General features: G+C 75.3%; 16 protein-coding genes. 4 read left to right on the top strand and 12 right to left on the bottom strand.

What is annotated here, in order from left to right:
- Positions 1-12: 12 nt before the first annotated feature.
- From IR170_RS18325 to mftA, 8 genes are all read right to left on the bottom strand, one after another.
- Positions 13-891: a 3-hydroxyacyl-CoA dehydrogenase family protein gene (locus IR170_RS18325; RefSeq protein WP_319805162.1), complete on the bottom strand. Its 879-nt coding sequence runs from the start codon at positions 889-891 to the stop codon at positions 13-15.
- 166 nt (positions 892-1,057) lie between these two features.
- On the bottom strand, positions 1,058-2,506 hold the full coding sequence (gene mftF, locus IR170_RS18320) for a mycofactocin biosynthesis glycosyltransferase MftF (RefSeq protein ID WP_193666354.1): 1,449 nt from the start codon (positions 2,504-2,506) through the stop codon (positions 1,058-1,060).
- A gap of 13 nt (positions 2,507-2,519) precedes the next feature.
- On the bottom strand, positions 2,520-3,293 hold the full coding sequence (locus tag IR170_RS18315; protein WP_193666353.1) for a mycofactocin-coupled SDR family oxidoreductase: 774 nt from the start codon (positions 3,291-3,293) through the stop codon (positions 2,520-2,522).
- Positions 3,290-4,051 carry a mycofactocin biosynthesis peptidyl-dipeptidase MftE gene (gene mftE / locus IR170_RS18310; RefSeq protein ID WP_319805161.1) on the bottom strand — a complete coding sequence of 254 codons (762 nt, stop codon included), beginning with the start codon at positions 4,049-4,051 and terminating at the stop codon, positions 3,290-3,292. Before mftE ends, IR170_RS18315 begins: the two co-directional genes overlap by 4 nt.
- 8 nt (positions 4,052-4,059) lie before the next feature.
- A complete protein-coding gene (mftD, locus tag IR170_RS18305; protein WP_193666352.1) occupies positions 4,060-5,349 on the bottom strand; it encodes a pre-mycofactocin synthase MftD in 1,290 nt (429 codons plus the stop codon).
- A gap of 9 nt (positions 5,350-5,358) precedes the next feature.
- A complete protein-coding gene (gene mftC, locus IR170_RS18300; RefSeq protein WP_193666351.1) occupies positions 5,359-6,699 on the bottom strand; it encodes a mycofactocin radical SAM maturase in 1,341 nt (446 codons plus the stop codon).
- Complete coding sequence (mftB, locus tag IR170_RS18295; protein ID WP_156697810.1) at positions 6,696-6,971, bottom strand: mycofactocin biosynthesis chaperone MftB; 276 nt, start codon at positions 6,969-6,971, stop codon at positions 6,696-6,698. Before mftB ends, mftC begins: the two co-directional genes overlap by 4 nt.
- On the bottom strand, positions 6,971-7,090 hold the full coding sequence (mftA, locus tag IR170_RS18290; RefSeq protein ID WP_082502570.1) for a mycofactocin precursor MftA: 120 nt from the start codon (positions 7,088-7,090) through the stop codon (positions 6,971-6,973). Before mftA ends, mftB begins: the two co-directional genes overlap by 1 nt.
- 188 nt (positions 7,091-7,278) lie before the next feature.
- On the opposite strand from mftA, the gene mftR reads away from it, so the two are divergent.
- Positions 7,279-7,878 (top strand): mycofactocin system transcriptional regulator, encoded by a 600-nt coding sequence (gene mftR, locus IR170_RS18285; RefSeq protein ID WP_251534685.1) that lies wholly within the window; start codon positions 7,279-7,281, stop codon positions 7,876-7,878.
- Positions 7,879-7,967: 89 nt separating this feature from the next.
- Here mftR and IR170_RS18280 read toward each other — a convergent pair whose 3' ends face one another.
- Positions 7,968-8,756, bottom strand: a complete 789-nt coding sequence (locus IR170_RS18280; protein WP_193666349.1) for a siderophore-interacting protein — start codon at positions 8,754-8,756, stop codon at positions 7,968-7,970.
- Positions 8,757-9,133: 377 nt separating this feature from the next.
- Positions 9,134-9,301, bottom strand: a complete 168-nt coding sequence (locus IR170_RS18275) for a hypothetical protein (RefSeq protein WP_193666348.1) — start codon at positions 9,299-9,301, stop codon at positions 9,134-9,136.
- A gap of 158 nt (positions 9,302-9,459) precedes the next feature.
- Here IR170_RS18275 and IR170_RS18270 point away from each other — a divergent pair, with 158 nt between their 5' ends.
- The 3 genes from IR170_RS18270 (at position 9,460) to IR170_RS18255 (ending at position 13,814) form a co-directional block, all read left to right on the top strand.
- The gene (locus IR170_RS18270) at positions 9,460-11,622 is read left to right on the top strand and encodes an ATP-binding protein (protein WP_193666347.1); all 2,163 of its coding nucleotides are present in this window, start codon (positions 9,460-9,462) and stop codon (positions 11,620-11,622) included.
- A gap of 406 nt (positions 11,623-12,028) precedes the next feature.
- Positions 12,029-13,414, top strand: a complete 1,386-nt coding sequence (locus IR170_RS19730; protein ID WP_227489589.1) for a pyruvoyl-dependent arginine decarboxylase — start codon at positions 12,029-12,031, stop codon at positions 13,412-13,414.
- Positions 13,415-13,445: 31 nt separating this feature from the next.
- Positions 13,446-13,814 (top strand): response regulator, encoded by a 369-nt coding sequence (locus IR170_RS18255; RefSeq protein WP_193666346.1) that lies wholly within the window; start codon positions 13,446-13,448, stop codon positions 13,812-13,814.
- A 355-nt stretch (positions 13,815-14,169) separates the two neighbouring features.
- Here the strand turns inward: IR170_RS18255 and IR170_RS18250 are convergent, their stop codons facing one another.
- Both IR170_RS18250 and IR170_RS18245 read right to left on the bottom strand, forming a co-directional pair.
- Positions 14,170-15,204 carry a zinc-binding dehydrogenase gene (locus tag IR170_RS18250; RefSeq protein ID WP_193666451.1) on the bottom strand — a complete coding sequence of 345 codons (1,035 nt, stop codon included), beginning with the start codon at positions 15,202-15,204 and terminating at the stop codon, positions 14,170-14,172.
- Positions 15,205-15,215: 11 nt separating this feature from the next.
- A complete protein-coding gene (locus tag IR170_RS18245; protein WP_193666345.1) occupies positions 15,216-16,814 on the bottom strand; it encodes a flavin-containing monooxygenase in 1,599 nt (532 codons plus the stop codon).
- Between the last annotated feature and the right edge of the window lie 53 nt (positions 16,815-16,867).

The raw sequence follows: 16,867 nt of genomic DNA, 5'->3' as shown, positions 1-16,867 counted from the left end.
ACTTCACAAGACCTACGCACGCTCTCCTTCCGACCAGTCGAAGAACCCGCGCCCCGACTTCCGACCCAGCCGCCCCTCGGCGACCATCTCCTCGAGCAGGCGCGGGGGCGCGAACCGCGGGCCGAGGGACGCCTCGAGCTGACGGCTGATGTCGAGGCGCACATCGAGACCGACGATGTCGCTGAGCGTGAGCGGCCCGACCGGATGGCGGTAGGCCAGCCGCACGGCCCGGTCGATGTCCTCGGCCGCGGCGACACCCTCCTCGAGCATCCGGATGGACTCCAACGCCAGCGTCAGGTCGAGCCGGCTGGTGGCGAAGCCCGGCGAGTCGTTGACGACGGCGCTCTCCTTGCCCATCGCCCCGACGAGGTCGAGGGCGAGGGCGAGGGACTCCGCGCCGGTGCGGGCCCCCCGGACCACCTCGACGAGCCCGATCGACCAGACAGGGTTGAAGAAGTGCAGGCCGCAGAAACGCTCAGGATGCGCCAGGGGAGCAGCCAGGGCGTCCACCGACATCGAGCTCGTGTTGGTCGCGAGCAGTCGTGGGGCGAGCGCCTCGGCCGCGGCGAGCACCGCCGCCTTGAGGTCAGCCCGCTCGGGCACGCTCTCCACGATCACGTCCAGGCCCACGGGGAGGTCCTCGACCGACCCGACGACCACGAGGCCCTCGCGGACGGCGTCGGCCCGTGCCTCGTCGAGGCGTCCGCGGGCGACGCCGCCGGCCAGCGCGGCGTCCACCTCGTCGCGCAGGGCCCTCACGCGCTCGGCACTGGGCTCCACCACCGTGGTGCGCAGGCCGTGGGTGGCCATCACGTAGGCGATGCCCACCCCCATGGTGCCGCCGCCGACGACCGCACCCCGGAGCGCCGCCCGCACCGGAGTGCTCACCACCCGGCTCCCCTCACACGGTCGCAGCACGGACGGGAAGGTCGGGTCATCGTGGTCCTCGGCTTCACTCGGTCGGCCCGACGGTCGCGGACCGCCCCGACCGTACGGCGCCCCGTGCTCGACCGTCAACGTTCTTGTTGACGGACCGCGGCCCGCTCGCAAGGGCGGCTCAGCGACGCGAGCGCGGCGAGCGCGGCAGCAGGCAGCGCGGCGAGCGGGCGCGCAGAGCGCCCAGCCACAGGCCGGTGCCGTAGGCGAGGTCGTCGAGGCGGCGGCCGAGCAGCAGCAGGCGGGGGTCGGCGCGGGGGTGCTCGCGCACGCCGACCACCAGGTCGACCGCGAGGGCCGAGACGACGGCGCGGCGCACGTCGCGGCTCAGCGCGGCGCCGACCACGGTGAGCGGCCACCAGTGCCGCAGCAGCAGGCCGGTCTCCTGGCGCACGGCCCAGCCCAGGCCGCGGGCGGTGAGGCCGGCGGCCAGGCGCGGGCGCTCCGGCGCCTCGGGCAGCGTGGTGGCCAGGGCGTGCGCGCCGCGGGTCGCGGCCAGGGCGGCCACCGGGACCGACCAGCGGCGGCGCAGCAGCAGCGCCGCCGCAGCGAGCGCCAGCTCCGGTGAGAGCACCGCGGGCGCGCCGCGGTCGCCGTGGCGCTGGGCCAGCAGCGCCCCACCGGTGCCGTAGAGCACCTTGCGGCCCAGCCAGCCGCGCACGGTGGCCCGGGCGTCGTGGTCGACCTGCTCGCCCGCGTCGTAGCGCACGGTGCGACCGGCGGCGTCGAGGCGCCAGACGAGGTCGACGTCCTCGGCCACCCGCAGCCCGGGCTCGAAGCCCTCGCCGAGGTCGGCGACCCGCCCGACCAGACAGGCGGCGGGCAGCCAGCCGACCGCGGCACCCGGGCGCACGACCCCGCCGCGGGCCCCGAGGCCGAGCGAGGAGGCGACCTCGTCGTAGCTCTCCCACCACCGCACCCGGGTGCTGCGCGCCCGGCCGACCACCCGCGGGCCGACCAGCGCGACCGTGGGGTCGAGGAGGTGCCGGGCCAGGCGCAGGAGCAGGTCGGTGCCCACGGTGACGTCGCAGTCGACGAGGGCGACGTAGGGCGTGCGCACGTGCGCCAGGCCGGCGTTGCGGGCGCCGCCGGGCCCCACGTTGACGGCGAGCGCGAGCACCTCGGCGCCGTGGCGGCGGGCGACCGCGGCGACGGCGGCGGGGTCGCGGGAGGCGTCGTCGACGACGAGCACCCGGCAGGCCCGGCCCAGGGCGCCCAGCGCGCGGTCGAGCTGGTCGCTGCGGTCGCGCACGGGCAGCACCACGGTGAGCAGGTCGGCCGCGACCGGTGCGGGGTCGAGCACCGGCTCCGCGACGTCGGCGCGCAGCAGGCTCGCGGCCAGCGCGGCCGAGCGGTCGTCGGTCACCACGAAGCCGCCGTCGCCCATCGCGGCGAGCGCCGCGGGCGAGAGCCGCAGCGCGCGCAGCGGCGAGCCCCCGACGAGCAGGCGTCCGCCGTCGAGGCGGCGTACGTCGGGGCGCAGGGCGACCCGGAAGCCGTCGGGCAGCCGGTCGGTGCTGGCGGCGCGGGGAGCCGCGGCGTCGGCGCGGGTCGGCGCGTCGGGACTCATCGGCGCGGGACCCTCACCCGGGGAAGCCGCCGTCGGCGTGGACGACCCCGCCGTGGAGCACGGCGCCGGCCGGCGAGCAGCAGAAGGCGATGGTCGCGGCGAGCTCCTCGGGCTCCAGCGGTCGGCGCAGCAGCTGGTGGTCGGCGAGGGCGACGACGTCGGTGTCGTAGAGCGCAGCGGTCTGCTCGAGCATGGGGGTGCGGGTGGAGCCCGGCGAGACGGCCACGGCGGTGACGCCGGTGCCGACGAGGTCGGCGGCCAGGCCCTTCACGAGGCCGACCACGGCGTGCTTGACCGCGTTGTAGCCCGCCATCCGGAAGAGGCCGTGAGTGCCGGCCGCCGACGCGACCGCCACGAACCGGCAGCCCGACGGGTCGGGTCCGGCCAGCATCGCGGGCACGCTCACGGCGGCGGTGAGCCACACGCCGCGGGCGTCGACGTCCCAGAGCAGGTCGAGCTCCTCGTCGGGGGTCTCCCACAGCGCTCGTCCCCCCGCGACCACGGCCGCTGCCGCGACCACGGCGTCGAGGCGGCCCCAGCGCTCCAGCACCCGGGCGACGGCGGCGGCGAGGGCGGCGCGGTCGCGCACGTCGGCGACGCACGCCTCGGCCTCGGGCCAGGGCGCCACCACGGCGTCGAGGTCGGCCCGCGTCGGCAGGGCGTACGGCGACGCCTCGGGGCCGGCGCACGCGTCGAGCGCGAGCACCGCCCAGCCGTCCTCGGCCAGGCGCGCGACGGTCGCGGCGCCGATGCCGCGCGCCGCGCCGGTGACCAGGGCGACCCTCACGCGGGGGCCCCGGCGGACTGCGCCGCGGCGGTGCCCTCGCGGGCGAGTCGCTGCACCACGTCGCGCGCCATCGCCTCGAGCACCCGCTCGCCCTCCGCGGCGCTCGCGCCCGCGGGGTCGCCGAGCACGCCGTTGGCCGAGACCGCGCCGACTCCCCCGCTCCGCAGGGCGGGCAGCAGCTCGTGCACCGGCGTCGTGTTGCCGGCCACCGCGCGGTCGAGGCGCACCGCCGCGGGGCGCAGGTGGAGCATCAGCGAGGTCTCGGTGAAGCCGGCGTGGGCGTCGACCTCCTCGGTCGCGCAGGGCGCCCAGGTGACGTCGTGGCCCTCCGCGCGCAGCTGGCGCAGCGCCGCCCCGAGGGCCTGGAGGTTGCCGCCGTGGGCGTTGACGAAGACCACCCGGCCGGCCCACGTGCGCAGCGAGCGGGTGAGCTCGACCAGCAGGGCGTGGAGCGCGTCGGTGCCGATCGAGGCGGTGCCGGCGAACATCTGGTGCTCCCCGCTCGCGGCGTAGACCACCGGCGGCGCGACCCACAGGTCGCCCGACCCGTCGGGGTCGAGCAGCTCGGCCACCCGGCGGGCGACGGCGTCGGCGATCGCAGCGTCGGTGTCGAGCGGGAGGTGCGGGCCGTGCTGCTCCAGCGACCCCAGCGGCACGAGCACCGTCGGGGTCGCCGGGAGGTCGGGCCAGGTGGCGTCGGCCAGGTCACGGCGGTCGACCGGCGTCGCGACGCCGGCCGGCGCGGGGTGCGGGTCCACCGGGGCCCTCAGTGGTGGACCGGGTCCGGGGCCGCGTCGGGGGCCACGCCGGGGGCCGGGGCGTCGGCGGGCACGCCGAGGGCGCGGACGAAGCCGTCGGGCACGACCAGCAGGTCGGGGGTGAGCTGGTCGATCGACGACAGACCCATGCCGAGCAGAGCGGAGTCGATGCCCGAGCGCAGCACGTCGAGCACGTTGCCGACGCCCTGCTCGCCGTTGGCGGCCAGGCCCCACAGGTAGGCGCGCCCGATCATGACCGCGCGGGCGCCCAGGGCCAGGGCCTTGACCACGTCGGAGCCGCGCCGGACGCCGCCGTCCATGAGCACCTCGACGTCGTGGCCGACGGCGTCGGCGATCGGCCCGATCACGCGGATGGTGGCCGGGGTGCCGTCGAGGTTGTTGCCGCCGTGGTTGGAGACCGAGATCGCAGTGACGCCGCAGTCGCGGGCCCGCAGGGCGTCGTCGACGCGGCAGACGCCCTTGAGCATGAACGGCATGCCGCTGAGCTGGGTCCACTGCTCGCGCATCCAGGCAACGTCCTCCCAGGTGGGCGGGGTGGTGGTCATCCACTCGTAGTAGGCGCCGAAGAACGTCGGCCCCTTCGCCTGACCGGGAGGGGCGAGGTTGGGGGCGGTGAGGTCGGGGATCGTGCCCGTGCGGCCGAACTGGTAGAGCCAGCGCGCCTTGGTCGCCACCTGGGGCGCCATCCGCACCATCGTCCTCAGGTCGACCTTCTCGGGGATCTCGGGGCTGCCCCAGTCGCGGCCCATCGAGAACGACCAGTCGAGGGTGGCGATGAGGCCCTTGGCGCCGGCCTTCTTGGCCCGCTGCATGCGCTGGAGCATCACGTCGCGGTCGCCCGTCCAGTACATCTGGAAGAAGGTCTGGTCGTTGACCGCGCAGACCTCCTCCACCGACTTCGAGGCGAAGTTCGACAGCCCCATGACCGTGCCGCGCGACGCCGCCGCCCGGGCCACGGCGACCTCGCCGTCGGGGTGGACGGCCTGTACCCCGGTGGGGCTGATCACCACCGGCAGGGAGATCTGCTGCCCCATGACGGTGGTGGCCATCGAGCGCTCGGGCTGGTGGCCCGCGACGTGCGGGGCGAAGCCGATCTCGGCGAAGGCGGCCTGGTTGTCGGCGATGGTCTGGCCACGCTCGGAGCCGGCCACGAGAGCGCCGTAGACCGGCGCGGGCAGGCGCTTGCGGGCCCGCTCCTGGGCCACGGCCACCGACTCGAACCACGGGTTCTGCTTCCAGGGGTTCTCCACTTTGGAGAGCCACTCGGGCTTGGACATGGCGCTACCTCACTGCTCGGCGTGCGGGATCGACTGCGGGAGCGGCTGCTGGGGCGGCGGGGGCACGAAGCCCGCGAGCGGGCTCTCCGCACACGCCGAGACCGGCGGGGCCGACGGCAGGGTCAGGGTGTCGGGGCGCCGGCCGAGGGTGAGCATCACCGGCTGGTTGCGCGTCGGCGCGGTCTTGGAGTGGTCCTGGCTCGACGCGGGCACCTGGCGCCCGCCAGCGGCGTCGAGGGCGACCAGCGCCTGCTCGCCGTAGCCCTGCACGCACTCGGGGTCGGGGCCGTCCAGGGGCAGGCCGGTGAAGAACTTCGCGGCCATGCAGCCGCCGCGGCAGGTGTCGTAGAACTGGCAGCTCGCGCAGGCCCCGCCGGTCTGCGGCGCGCGCAGCCCGAGGAAGAGCTCGGAGGTCTGCCAGACCTTCTGGAAGCCGCCGTCGGCGAGCAGGTTGCCCGCGAGGAACTCGTCGTGGATGGCGAAGGGGCAGGCGTAGACGTCGCCGACGGGGTCGATGAGGCACACCACGCGCCCGGCGCCGCACAGGTTGAGGCCGGGCAGCGACTCGCCGTAGGCGGCGAGGTGGAAGAAGGAGTCACCGGTGAGGACGTCCTCGCCGTGGGCGACCAGCCAGTCGTAGAGCTCGCGCTGCTGGTGGGGCAGCGGGTGCAGCTCGTCCCACACGTCGGCGCCGCGGCCGCTAGGGCGCAGCCGGGTGAGGCGCAGCGTCGCGCCGAAGCGGTCGGCGAGGGCCTTGAACTCGTCGAGCTGGCCGATGTTCTCCCGCGTGCAGACCACCGAGATCTTGGCGTCGGTGAAGCCGGCGTCCTGGAGGTTGGCCAGCGCGGTCAGCGCGGTGTCGTAGGAGCCCGGGCCGCGCACGTGGTCGTTGACCTCCGCGGTCGCGCCGTCGAGGGAGATCTGCACGTCGACGTAGCCGCCGAAGGCGGGCGAGGCCAGGAGTCGTGCGTTCTCCGGGGTCAGGCGCACGCCGTTGGTGGAGAACTTCACGCCGACCTGATGGTCCACGGCGTACTGCAGCAGGTGCCAGAAGTCGGGGCGGATCGTGGGCTCGCCGCCGCCGACGTTGACGTAGAAGACCTGCATGCGCTGCAGCTCGTCGATGACCGCCTCGGCCTGCTCGGTGGTGAGCTCGCGGGGGTCTCGCCGGCCGCTGCTCGAGAGGCAGTGGGCGCACTCGAGGTTGCAGGCGTAGGTGAGCTCCCAGGTCAGGCAGATGGGGGCGTCGAGGCCGAGCTCGAACTGCTCGACCAGCGTGCCGCCGAGGGGGCGCTCCCGAGTGCTCGGGGCGGCGGTCGGGGCGGCGGGTCGGACGGGGGCGAGGGTCATGCGACGGCCTCCTGGGCGCGCGGGCGGATCATGTCGGAGTCGGCCAGGCCGCGCAGGGCCCCGGCGTACGCCGCGTGCTGCGGCTCGGGCACGCCGACGGCCTCGAGGGTCGTGCGGACGTCGGGGTGGTCGGCGAGGGCCCGGACCACTGCCACCAGCTCCGGGCGCTTGAGGAAGGTGAGCTTCCGGTTGCCGAAGTGGTAGGCCAGCGCACCGAAGGGCTCGGGTCGCAGGGCCACCGAGGGCGACAGGGTCCAGGCCTCGTCGAGCATCAGTACACGCCGCACATGCCGTCGATCGAGACCTCCTCGATGAGGCTCTCCGCGGTCAGGCCGGCCTCCGGGCCGGCGGCCTCGGGCGTGGTGTCCGGCGTGGTGTCCTCGGGGTTCATGGGTGCTCCTCTCGTGCTGCTGCGGATCGTGGTGCAGGTCACACCGGACGCTAATGGCACCCGTGGCCAAAACGCCAGGGGTCAGGGGCCCCGAATCCGGCACGGCCCCAGAACCCTCCGAACGGGCAGGTGCCGCCGCCGCCCGGCCGCGCAGGGCCGCCGCTCGTCCGCGGGTGTACCTTGCGGCCGTGGTCGACGACAGCGCGCGCCGTCAGGGGCGACCGGTCGTCACCACCCACGCGGCCATCGAGCAGGCCGCCTTCCGACTCTTCGCCGAGCGCGGCTTCGAGGGCACCACGCTCGACGCGATCGCCGACGAGGTCGGCGTCGGGAGGCGGACCCTGTTCCGCTACTACCGCTCCAAGAACGACATCCCGTGGGGCCGCTTCGACCTCACCCTCGCGCGCTTCCGACACCTGCTGGCCGACGCCCCGGCCGACGAGCCGCTGTGGCGCGGCGTGCACCGCGCCGTGCGCGCCTTCAACGAGTTCCCGCCCGCTGCCGACCCCACCCACGTCGACCGGATGCGGCTGATCCTGCGGACCCCGGCGCTCCAGGCGCACTCCGTGCTCCGCTACGCCGAGTGGCGCCAGGTCATCGCCGAGCACGTCGCCGCGCGCACCGGCGCCCGCCCCGGCGACCTGCTCCCGCAGACCGTGGGCCAGGTCAGCCTGGCCCTCGCGCTCGCGGCGTACGACGTGTGGCTCGACGACCCCGCCCGCTCGCTGCCCGACCTGGTCGACGCCGCGATGCTCACCCTGCGTGACCACCTCGACCCCACCACCTGACCGCACCGCCCGACCCCGGCGCCCGACCCCGGCGCCTGACCCCGGCGCCCGACCCCGGCGCCGGGCAAGCGTGACCCCGCCGGGCCGCGTCAGTCGCGCGGCTGGGCCTGCTTCCACTCGCGGAAGCCCTCCTCGGTGCGGCCCCGGCGCCAGTAGCCGGAGATCGACAGGTCGGCGCGGTCGACGCCGCGCTCGCCGAGCAGGTGGGGGCGCAGGCGGCGCATCACCTCGCCCGCCTCGCCGTGCACGAAGGCGCTGACCCGCCCGGGCGGCCAGTCGAGGGAGCGCACCGCGCCCTCGAGGGTGCCGCCGTCGCTGCGGTACGCCACGACCAGCTCGCCGTGCTCGCCGGGATCCAGCCGGGGAGCGTGCGCGGGCGACTCCACGAGCACCACGACCCGCACGACCGCGTCGGGCGGCAGCACCGCCAGCGCGGCGGTCACCGCCGGCAGCGCCGACTCGTCGCCGACGAGCAGGTGCCAGTCGGCGGTGGGGTCGGGCGACCAGGCACCGCCCGGGCCGTTGACCACCAGCGTGTCGCCCGGCGCGGCCGAGGCGGCCCACGGCCCCGCGACGCCCTCGTCGCCGTGCACCACGAAGTCGATGGCCAGCGTGCCGGCGACGACGTCGGGGAAGAGCGCGGTGTAGGTGCGCACGACCGGCAGGTCCTCGGGGGCCATCGTGGTGCGCAGGGCCCGCAGGTCGAGCTCCTCCAGCGGCGCGGGGTAGGCGACGCCCGGGCGGGGCAGGACGAGCTTGACGTAGCGGTCGGTGTGGTGGCTGTCGGCGAAGGCCGAGAGGTCGTCGCTGCGGAACCACACGCGGCGCAGGCCGCTCGGCGTGGTCTCGGCGCTGGTCACGGTGAGGCGGGTCGCCATGGCGCTCCTGGGTCGGTGGTCGTGGGCTGCCCCTCCTGCCTACCCCACCTGCCCAGCAGTGGTCCTCGGACCGGCTGTGGGCAGGCTGGGGATCCGGGGGGGTCTGCGGGTTTCACCGGCCGGCTGGCGAAACCCGCACCTGTCGGCCCACGCGTCGGCCGACAAGTGCGGGTCCGGGCCGACCGGTGGGACGCAGGAGGCTCATGGGACCAGCGGACCAGCGGGTGCGCCGAGGGCGCGCGCCGACGGGAGTCAGGCCGCGAGCGGGCGAGATCGGGACCGGCGTGGTCGCGAGCGGACCGGCGGAGCGGACCGAGCCCCCCGCTCCGGCAGGGCCGGGGCGGGGGGCTCGACGGGTGCCGCGGGTCGGCGGCAGGTCAGCGGCGGCGGCCGGTGAGCTTGCCGAGGACGCTGCGCACGCCGCGGCCGATGGCCTCGTCCTGCGAGCGGCTGCCGCCCGTGGCGGTGCCCCCGACGGGACGACCGGCGGTGGCGCCGGTCGAGCGGCCGCGTCCGAGGACGCGCGAGACGATGCTGGTGATCATGGTGATACCTCCAGGGCCGGCGACGGTGCCGTCCCGGAGCCCAGGATGGCGTGGCGGGACCTGCGACCGGACCACCCCCGGGGAGGACCCGGACGGCCACCGCCGGCGGGCCCGATCGGACGACGCCCGCCGGGCGGCGGCGCTGATAGCGTCGAGCCATGGACTCGGGGGGGCCGGCGCTCGTGCGCACGCACTTCGACACCGCGCGTGTCGTCGTCGCGGGCCTGCTGGTGCTGACCACCCTCCTGCTGCTGCCGTGGCTGCCGATGGGCGTGCGCGGCTCGGTCACGACCGTCGCGCTCCTCGCCGCAGGCGTGCTCGGCTCGGCCAGCGCGGCGCTGCGCGCCCGGCGTACGACGCCCCGCGACCGACGACCGTGGCTGCTGCTGGCGATCGCTGGCGTCGCGGCCATCAGCGGCAACGCGTGGTCGGCGGCCATGGGGTCGGACCCCGTCTCCTCCCCCAGCGTCGTGGGCGACGGCCTCTTCGCGGTGGCGCTGCTCATCGCCACCGCCGGACTGCTGTCCTTCCCCACCGCACGACGCCGCGGCGCCGAGCTGGTCGTGATGTTCCTCGACGGACTGGTCGCGGGCGGCGCGATGCTGCTCATCGTCTCCGTCCTCGTCTACCCCCGGCTGCTCGACTCCTCCGCGCGTGACGGGTCGGCCGCGCAGGCGCTCGCCCTGCTGCTGCCCCTGCTCGACGTCGTGCTGGCCACGGTCGCGGTGCTGCTGCTCCTGCGGGTCTCGCGCTCGCAGCGCCTCGGGCTCGGCCTGGTGGCCGCCGGCTTCCTGCTCTACGCCGTGGGCGACCTGACCTTCGCCGTGCGCGCGGCCGAGGGCAGCTTCGTCTTCGGCACGGTGCTCGACCTCGGCTGGATCGCGGGCTACGCCTTCTTCGGGCTGGCCGCCTGGGCCCCCCTGCCCAGCGAGGACGAGGACACCGGTCGGGGCCTGCCGGAGTCGATCGGCACGATGGTGGTCTTCGCGGTGCTGCTCGTCGCCGCCGTGGTGCAGGTGACCCTCGGGGAGTCGCGCAACCCCAACGGCGCGCAGGCGGTGGCGTGGCTCGTGCTGATCGTCGCCGCCGGGGTGCGGCAGGTCCTGCTCACCGCCGACAACGCCGCCCTGCGGCGCGGGCTCGAGCGGCGGGTGGCCGAGCAGACCGAGCACCTGCGCCAGCTGGCCCGGCAGAACGAGCTGCTCCTCGACTCCGTCGGCGACGGCATCTACGGTGTCGACCGCGACGGACGCATCACCTTCCTCAACCCCTCGGCCGGCGAGGCCCTCGGCTACACCCTGGCCGAGCTGGAGGGACGACCGGCCCACCCGGTGCTGCACGCCACCACCGTCGAGGGACGCCTCGTGCCGTGGGAGGAGTGCCCGGTCTTCGCGGCGATGAGCACCGGACAGGTGCAGGTGGCCGACGACGAGCTGCTGCGCCGCGCCGACGGCTCGACCTTCCCCGCCGACATGACCGCGGCGCCGCTCATCGACGACGACGAGGTGCTGGGCGGAGTCATCGTCTTCCGCGACGTCACCCAGCGCCGTGAGGTCGACCGGATCAAGGACGAGTTCCTCTCCGTCGTCAGCCACGAGCTGCGCACCCCGCTGACCTCCATCCGGGCCTCCCTGGAGATGGTCGCCGACGGCCACCTCGGTCCGCTGTCGGCCGGCGCGACCCGCATGGTCACCGTCGCGCTGGAGAGCAGCGAGCGCCTCTCCCGGCTGATCAACGACCTGCTCGACCTCGAGCGGCTCGAGACCGGTGGGGCCACCCGCTCCCACTCCGCCCACGCCGCCCGCGACCTGCTCGAGGCCGCCGCGCGCCAGATCGAGGGCATGGCGGGGTCGCTCGGCGTCGGCATCGAGGTCGGTCGCGCCGACGGCGTCGTGCACGCCGACGCCGACCAGGTGATGCAGACCCTCACCAACCTCATCGGCAACGCCTGCAAGTTCTCCGAGCCCGGCTCCGTGGTCACCCTCGAGTCCGGCCCCGCCACCACCGCCACCACACCCACCGGCACCACCCCCACCGCCACCGCCGCCGCGAGCAGGGCGGCCGAGACCGGCGCGGTGGTCGCGGGGCCGCAGGTGCTGTTCGAGGTGCGCGACCACGGTCGCGGCATCCCCGCCGACATGCTGAGCAGCGTCTTCGAGCGCTTCGAGCAGGTCGACTCCTCCGACACCCGCGAGAAGGGCGGCACCGGTCTCGGCCTCACCATCAGCCGCCAGATCGTCACCCGCCACGGCGGGCGGATCTGGATCGAGAGCGAGGTCGGCGTCGGCACGTCGGTGTTCTTCACCCTGCCCGCCGGCTGACCCTCCCCGCACCCCGGTCCGCCGCTCCCCCCGGTCCGCCGACGGACCGCCGCCGCGCGCGGGGTGGCACGGAGTCGGACGGGCACGGTCACCGCGGCCGACCCGCACCGACCCGCCGGCCCCCACCGCGGCAGGCTGCCCGGCCCGCTCGCCCGACGTCGCGCGCCCCTGTGCCCGTCCGACCCCGTCACGTCGCGGCGGCCGGGCCCCCGGGGGCCGATCGGGCAACGGGGCATGGCCCGTCCGGGGGGTGCCGGCGCGCCGATCGGCGGGGGCCGGTCGGTGCGCGGGAGAGCGCGGCGTACATAATTCCGATGACGGCACGACGTCGCCCCGGGCCGGGACGGTGGCGCACGCGGGTCGTCGACGCGTGCGGCGGGGGCCCGCGGCGGTGGACGGGAGACGCATGGGCCACGACACGACACTGCGCGCAGGACGCTCCGGCGAGGCGGCGCAGACCCTCGACATCACGGTGCGCACGGGCTCGGGGTCGGGCCGCACCCCGCTGTCGGCCTTCGACGCCGCGCTCCAGGGCGCCGGCGTCGCCGACTTCAACCTGGTCACCCTCTCCTCGGTGATCCCGCCCGGCTCCCGCGTGCGCCAGGTCGGCGCCGACCTGCCCGGTGGCCACGGCGACGTGCTGTTCTGCGTGCGCGCCGAGGCCTACGCCGAGCGGCCCGGCGAGACCGGCTGGGCCGGGCTGGGGTGGTGCGTCGACGCCGAGGGAGCCGGGCTGTTCGTGGAGCACCACGGCCCCACCGAGGAGTCGGTGCTGGAGCAGATCGAGCTCAGCCTGGCCGACATGAAGGCGACCCGCCGCGGCCACTACGGCGCGGTGCAGACGGCCGTCGCGTCGGTGACCTGCGTCGACCTGCCTGCGTGCGCGGTCGTCCTCGCGGCCTACCGCGTCTCGTCGTGGTTCGACCCCGCCGCCGTCACCGGTCCCCTCGCTCCCGCGGCCTCCACGGCCCCCGCAGGCCCCGGCGTCACCTCCGCCGTCACGCCGGGCGAGGGCGCCGGGAGCGGCAGCACCCCGGGCACCGGCGCGCTCGGGGTCGACCCGGGCGCGGCCACGCCGGCCGGCCCGCCCGACGGCGCCGTCGCGACGGCGCTCGCCGCCCGACCCGAGCCGACCGAGGGCCGGGCGCGGGCCGCGGCCTTCGCGGCGGCGCCGACGACGCGGCCGGTCGGGCGCGTGCGCCCGGGGCTGACGATCACGGTCGAGAAGGAGGTCGACGAGGCGACCTCCCAGCGCTACTACCAGCTCTACCGCGACACCTTCAGCGAGCTCGAGACCCTCGCCGCGGCGCGCCAGCTGCTGCACGAGGAGGAGTTCCACGCCGAGATGGTCGACCCGCGCGTGCAGAAGTGGGTGGCCTGGGACGAGGCCGGCGAGGCGGTGGGCATGGCCACCCTGACCGACGACCTCGACACCGTGCCGTGGATCAGCCCGGGCTTCCTGGCCGAGCGCTTCCCCGACCACGCCGCCCGCGGCGCGGTCTACTACCTCGGCTTCACCCTGGTCGCGCCGACCCACCGCAGTGCGCGGGTCTTCCACGCCATCATCGAGGAGATGGCGGCGCTGATGGTGGCCGAGCGGGCCGTGGCCGCCTGGGACATCTGCGCGTTCAACGACGACCGCCGGCTCAGCGGCAACGCGGGCCGGCTCCTCTCCCGGCTGGCCGAGGTCAGCATCGAGCCGGTGGACCTGCAGACCTACTACGCGGGCACCTTCCACGGCCCCAAGCAAAGAAGTGGCGGAAGGCCCGCGCTGGCGGCCGTGCGGGACTAGCCTGGCTCCTCCTGCTCTCGGAGGTACCCGCGTGTCCGCCCCCACGATCCTGGTCACCGACGACGACGAGGCGATCCGCGAGGTCGTCCAGATGACCCTGGAGATCATCGCCGGCTGGAGCGTGCTCACCGCCGCCAGCGGTGCCGAGGCCGTCGAGGTCGCCCGCGCCCACCAGCCCGACGCCGTCCTGATGGACATGATGATGCCGGGCATGAACGGCCTCGAGGCGACGGCCGCCCTCGCCGCCGACGAGACCACCCGCCACATCCCGGTCGTGCTGCTGACGGCCAAGGCCCAGGTCGACGACGCCCCCGGCGTGCGGGGCGTCATCGCCAAGCCCTTCGCCGCCCGCGAGCTGCCCGCCCAGGTGGCCGAGCTGCTGGGCTGGCCCGCGCCCTAGTCCGCCCCAGCGCCGCCTCGGCCGCGCGGCTGCTGCCCCGGCTGAGGTCACCGCTGGGGCAATTGCGCGATCCACGCGCGCTAACCGCGCAATCGCGCGATCCGTGCACCCCGGCCGCGCAATCGCGCGATCCGTGCCCGACCCGGGCCGAGGTGCTGCGCGCTACGGGCGCCCCTGAAGGTTTGCGCTCCTTTGACCGCCCGTCACCCCGCGAAGCTGCACCAGCCGCGCAAACCCACCCGCCCGGCCAACGACGACCCGCGCAATTGCGCGATCCACGCACACCGACCGCGCAATTGCGCGATCCACGCGCAGCCACACCGGCGGGACCGGAGGTGGTGCGCGGGCGGGGACCCTAGGGCTGCACGAGGATCCGCACGGGGCTGCCCTCGCGGTCCTTGAGCAGCCGGATGCCCTCGGCGACGTCCTCCAGCGGCACGATCCCGCTGATGGAGCGGCTCAGGTCGAGCCGTCCGGTGGAGACGAGCCGGGCGAGGACCCCGATGTCGGTGACGTCGTAGCCGAGGTGGCCGCGCACCTGCTTGCGGCTGAGGTTGAAGAGCATGCTCGGGCCCAGCGACCACTCCTCGCCGCTCATGCCCACGCCGACCAGGCGCCCGCGCGAGCCGAGGCTGGCCAGGGCCTGGTCGAAGGTGACCTTCAGGCCGACCGCGTCGAAGGCGACGTCGAGCATCTGCCCGTCGGTGACCTCGGCGATCTTCGCGGCGAGGTCGGGGTCGCGGGAGTCCAGGGCGAGGTCGGCACCGAGGTCGAGGGCGCGCTGGCGCACGGTCTCGTCGAGGTCGACGGCCACGATGGGGGTGGCCCCGACGAGGCGGGCCAGCTGCACGACGTGGGTGCCGACGCCGCCGGCGCCCCACACCCCGACCGACTCCCCGACGCGCACGTCACCGGTGTGGACGACGGCGCCGTACGGCGTGGAGACGGCGTCGGCGAGGATCGCGGCCTGCTCCATCGAGACGTTGTCGGGGATCCGGGTCAGCCCGCCGGCCTGGGCGAGGGTGTACTCCGCCCAGGCGCCGTCGTAGGCGAAGGCCATGAGGGCGAGCTGGGTGCAGTTGCTGAAGTCGGAGCGCCGGCAGAAGGCGCAGCGACCGCACGGGCGGCCCGCGGCGGGCACGACCCGGTCGCCGACGGTCCAGCCCTCGACGCCGGCGCCGAGCTCGGCGATGGTGCCCGAGGCCTCGTGGCCCTGGGTGATCACCGGCGGCCCCATGGCGGGGAAGGTGCCGTCGAGCAGGCTGAGGTCGGAGTGGCAGATGCCGCAGAACGCGACCTTCACCAGCACCTCACCCGGGCCGGGGGTCGGCACGGGCACGTCGGTGACCTCGAAGGTCAGGGTGCGGGTGTCGAGGCGCTGGGCGCGCATCGTGCGGGCGCTCACCGGCCGGCTCCGACCGGCTGCGCGTCGCGGCGTACGGCGGAGCGCGGGGTGGTCCGCAGGGTCCGGCGCAGGTCGGCCCGCAGGGTGGTGAGCGAGTCGAGCACGTAGTTCTGCCGCACCCGCCACGGGCCGCTGTCGCCCTGGCGCGGGAAGGCGCCGATGGAGCGCTGGACGTAGCCGGAGGCGAGGTCGAGCAGCGGGCGCTCGGTGAGCTCGCGGTCGGGGTGGGGCTCGACGGCGGCGAGGTCGCGGTCGTCCATCCAGCGCAGCACCTTGCACACCAGCCGGTGCGAGAGGTCGGCGCGCAGGGTCCAGGAGGCGTTGGTGTAGCCGATGCAGACGGCGAAGTTCGGCACGCCGGTCATCATCGCGCCCTGCCAGACGAACTGCTCCGAAAGCGGCACGGTCTCGCCGTCGACCTTCGGGCTGATCCCGCCGAAGGCCAGCAGCTGCAGGCCGGTGGCGGTGACGACGACGTCGGCCTCGAGCACGCGGCCCGAGCTGAGCCGCACGCCCTCGGGCACGAAGCGGTCGATGGTGTCGGTGACGACCTCGGCGTCGCCGCCCTTGATCGCCTTGAAGAGGTCGGCGCTCGGGATGGCGCACAGCCGCTGGTCCCACGGGTCGTAGGAGGGCGTGAAGTGGTCGGCGACCAGCTGCTCGTCGCCGAGGACCTTGGTGGCCAGGCCGGTCAGGAGCTTGCGGGCGCGGTCGGGGTAGCGCCGGCAGAACTGGTAGAAGGCCGTGCCGAAGGCGATGTTCTTGCTGCGGATCAGGGTGTGGGCCAGGTCGGCGGGCAGGTGCTCGCGCAGCCAGTCGGCCTTGGTGTCGCGGCTGGGCACGGCGGAGATCCAGGTGGGGCTGCGCTGCAGCATCGTCACGTGGGCCGCGGCGCCGGATCCGTCGACGCCCTCGTCGCCGGTGGAGTCGCGCAGCATCGAGGGCACCAGCGTGACCGCGGTGGCCCCGGAGCCGATGACGACCACGCGCTGCCCGGAGTAGTCGAGGTCCTCGGGCCAGAACTGCGGGTGCACCACCGTGCCGGCGAAGTCCGACAGGCCCGGCAGGTCGGGGGTGTAGGTCTCGTCGTAGTCGTAGTAGCCCGCGCAGGAGTAGAGGAAGTCGCAGGTCATCGTGGTCTCGACGCCGTCGCGCAGCAGGGTCAGCGTCCAGCGGGCCTCGGCGGTGGAGAAGTCGGCGCCGAGCACCTTGGTGCCGTAGCGGATGTGCTCGTCGATCCCGAACTCCTCCGCGGTCTCGCGGATGTAGCGCAGGATCGTGGGGCCGTCGGCGATCGACTTCGGCTCGCGCCAGGGCTTGAACTGGTAGCCCAGGGTGAACATGTCGGAGTCGGAGCGGATGCCGGGGTAGCGGAAGAGGTCCCACGTGCCGCCCATCGCCTCGCGCGACTCGAGCACGAGGTAGCTGCGGTCGGGCACCTCGGTCTGCAGGCGGTAGCCCGCGCCGATGCCGGAGAGGCCGGCGCCGACCACCACGACGTCGACGTGCGCGGGCAGCGGCTCGCGCGCGCCGGCGGTGCCGGTGTCGGAGTCAGTGCCCGCGGCGGTGCTGGGACGGGTATCGGTGTCGCTCATGCCTCCATGGTGCGCCGCCCGGCGCGCCCGTTCTTGATCTGACGCGACAGTTC

Source organism: Nocardioides kribbensis (assembly GCF_015070375.1).
Taxonomy (GTDB): domain Bacteria; phylum Actinomycetota; class Actinomycetes; order Propionibacteriales; family Nocardioidaceae; genus Nocardioides; species Nocardioides kribbensis.
Note: the sequence above shows the minus strand (reverse complement) of the source record. Positions and strands in the feature narration are given on the sequence as shown.

What these genes read in the sequence shown, in the direction of transcription:
- mftF (WP_193666354.1), bottom strand. Translation starts at nt 2,506, where the DNA reads ATGAGTCCCGACGCGCCGACCCGCGCCGACGCCGCGGCTCCCCGCGCC.
- mftD (WP_193666352.1), bottom strand. Translation starts at nt 5,349, where the DNA reads ATGTCCAAGCCCGAGTGGCTCTCCAAAGTGGAGAACCCCTGGAAGCAG.
- mftC (WP_193666351.1), bottom strand. Translation starts at nt 6,699, where the DNA reads ATGACCCTCGCCCCCGTCCGACCCGCCGCCCCGACCGCCGCCCCGAGC.
- mftB (WP_156697810.1), bottom strand. Translation starts at nt 6,971, where the DNA reads ATGCTCGACGAGGCCTGGACCCTGTCGCCCTCGGTGGCCCTGCGACCC.
- mftA (WP_082502570.1), bottom strand. Translation starts at nt 7,090, where the DNA reads ATGAACCCCGAGGACACCACGCCGGACACCACGCCCGAGGCCGCCGGC.
- IR170_RS18280 (WP_193666349.1), bottom strand. Translation starts at nt 8,756, where the DNA reads ATGGCGACCCGCCTCACCGTGACCAGCGCCGAGACCACGCCGAGCGGC.
- IR170_RS18275 (WP_193666348.1), bottom strand. Translation starts at nt 9,301, where the DNA reads ATGATCACCAGCATCGTCTCGCGCGTCCTCGGACGCGGCCGCTCGACC.
- IR170_RS18270 (WP_193666347.1), top strand. Translation starts at nt 9,460, where the DNA reads ATGGACTCGGGGGGGCCGGCGCTCGTGCGCACGCACTTCGACACCGCG.
- IR170_RS19730 (WP_227489589.1), top strand. Translation starts at nt 12,029, where the DNA reads ATGGGCCACGACACGACACTGCGCGCAGGACGCTCCGGCGAGGCGGCG.
- IR170_RS18250 (WP_193666451.1), bottom strand. Translation starts at nt 15,204, where the DNA reads ATGCGCGCCCAGCGCCTCGACACCCGCACCCTGACCTTCGAGGTCACC.
- IR170_RS18245 (WP_193666345.1), bottom strand. Translation starts at nt 16,814, where the DNA reads ATGAGCGACACCGATACCCGTCCCAGCACCGCCGCGGGCACTGACTCC.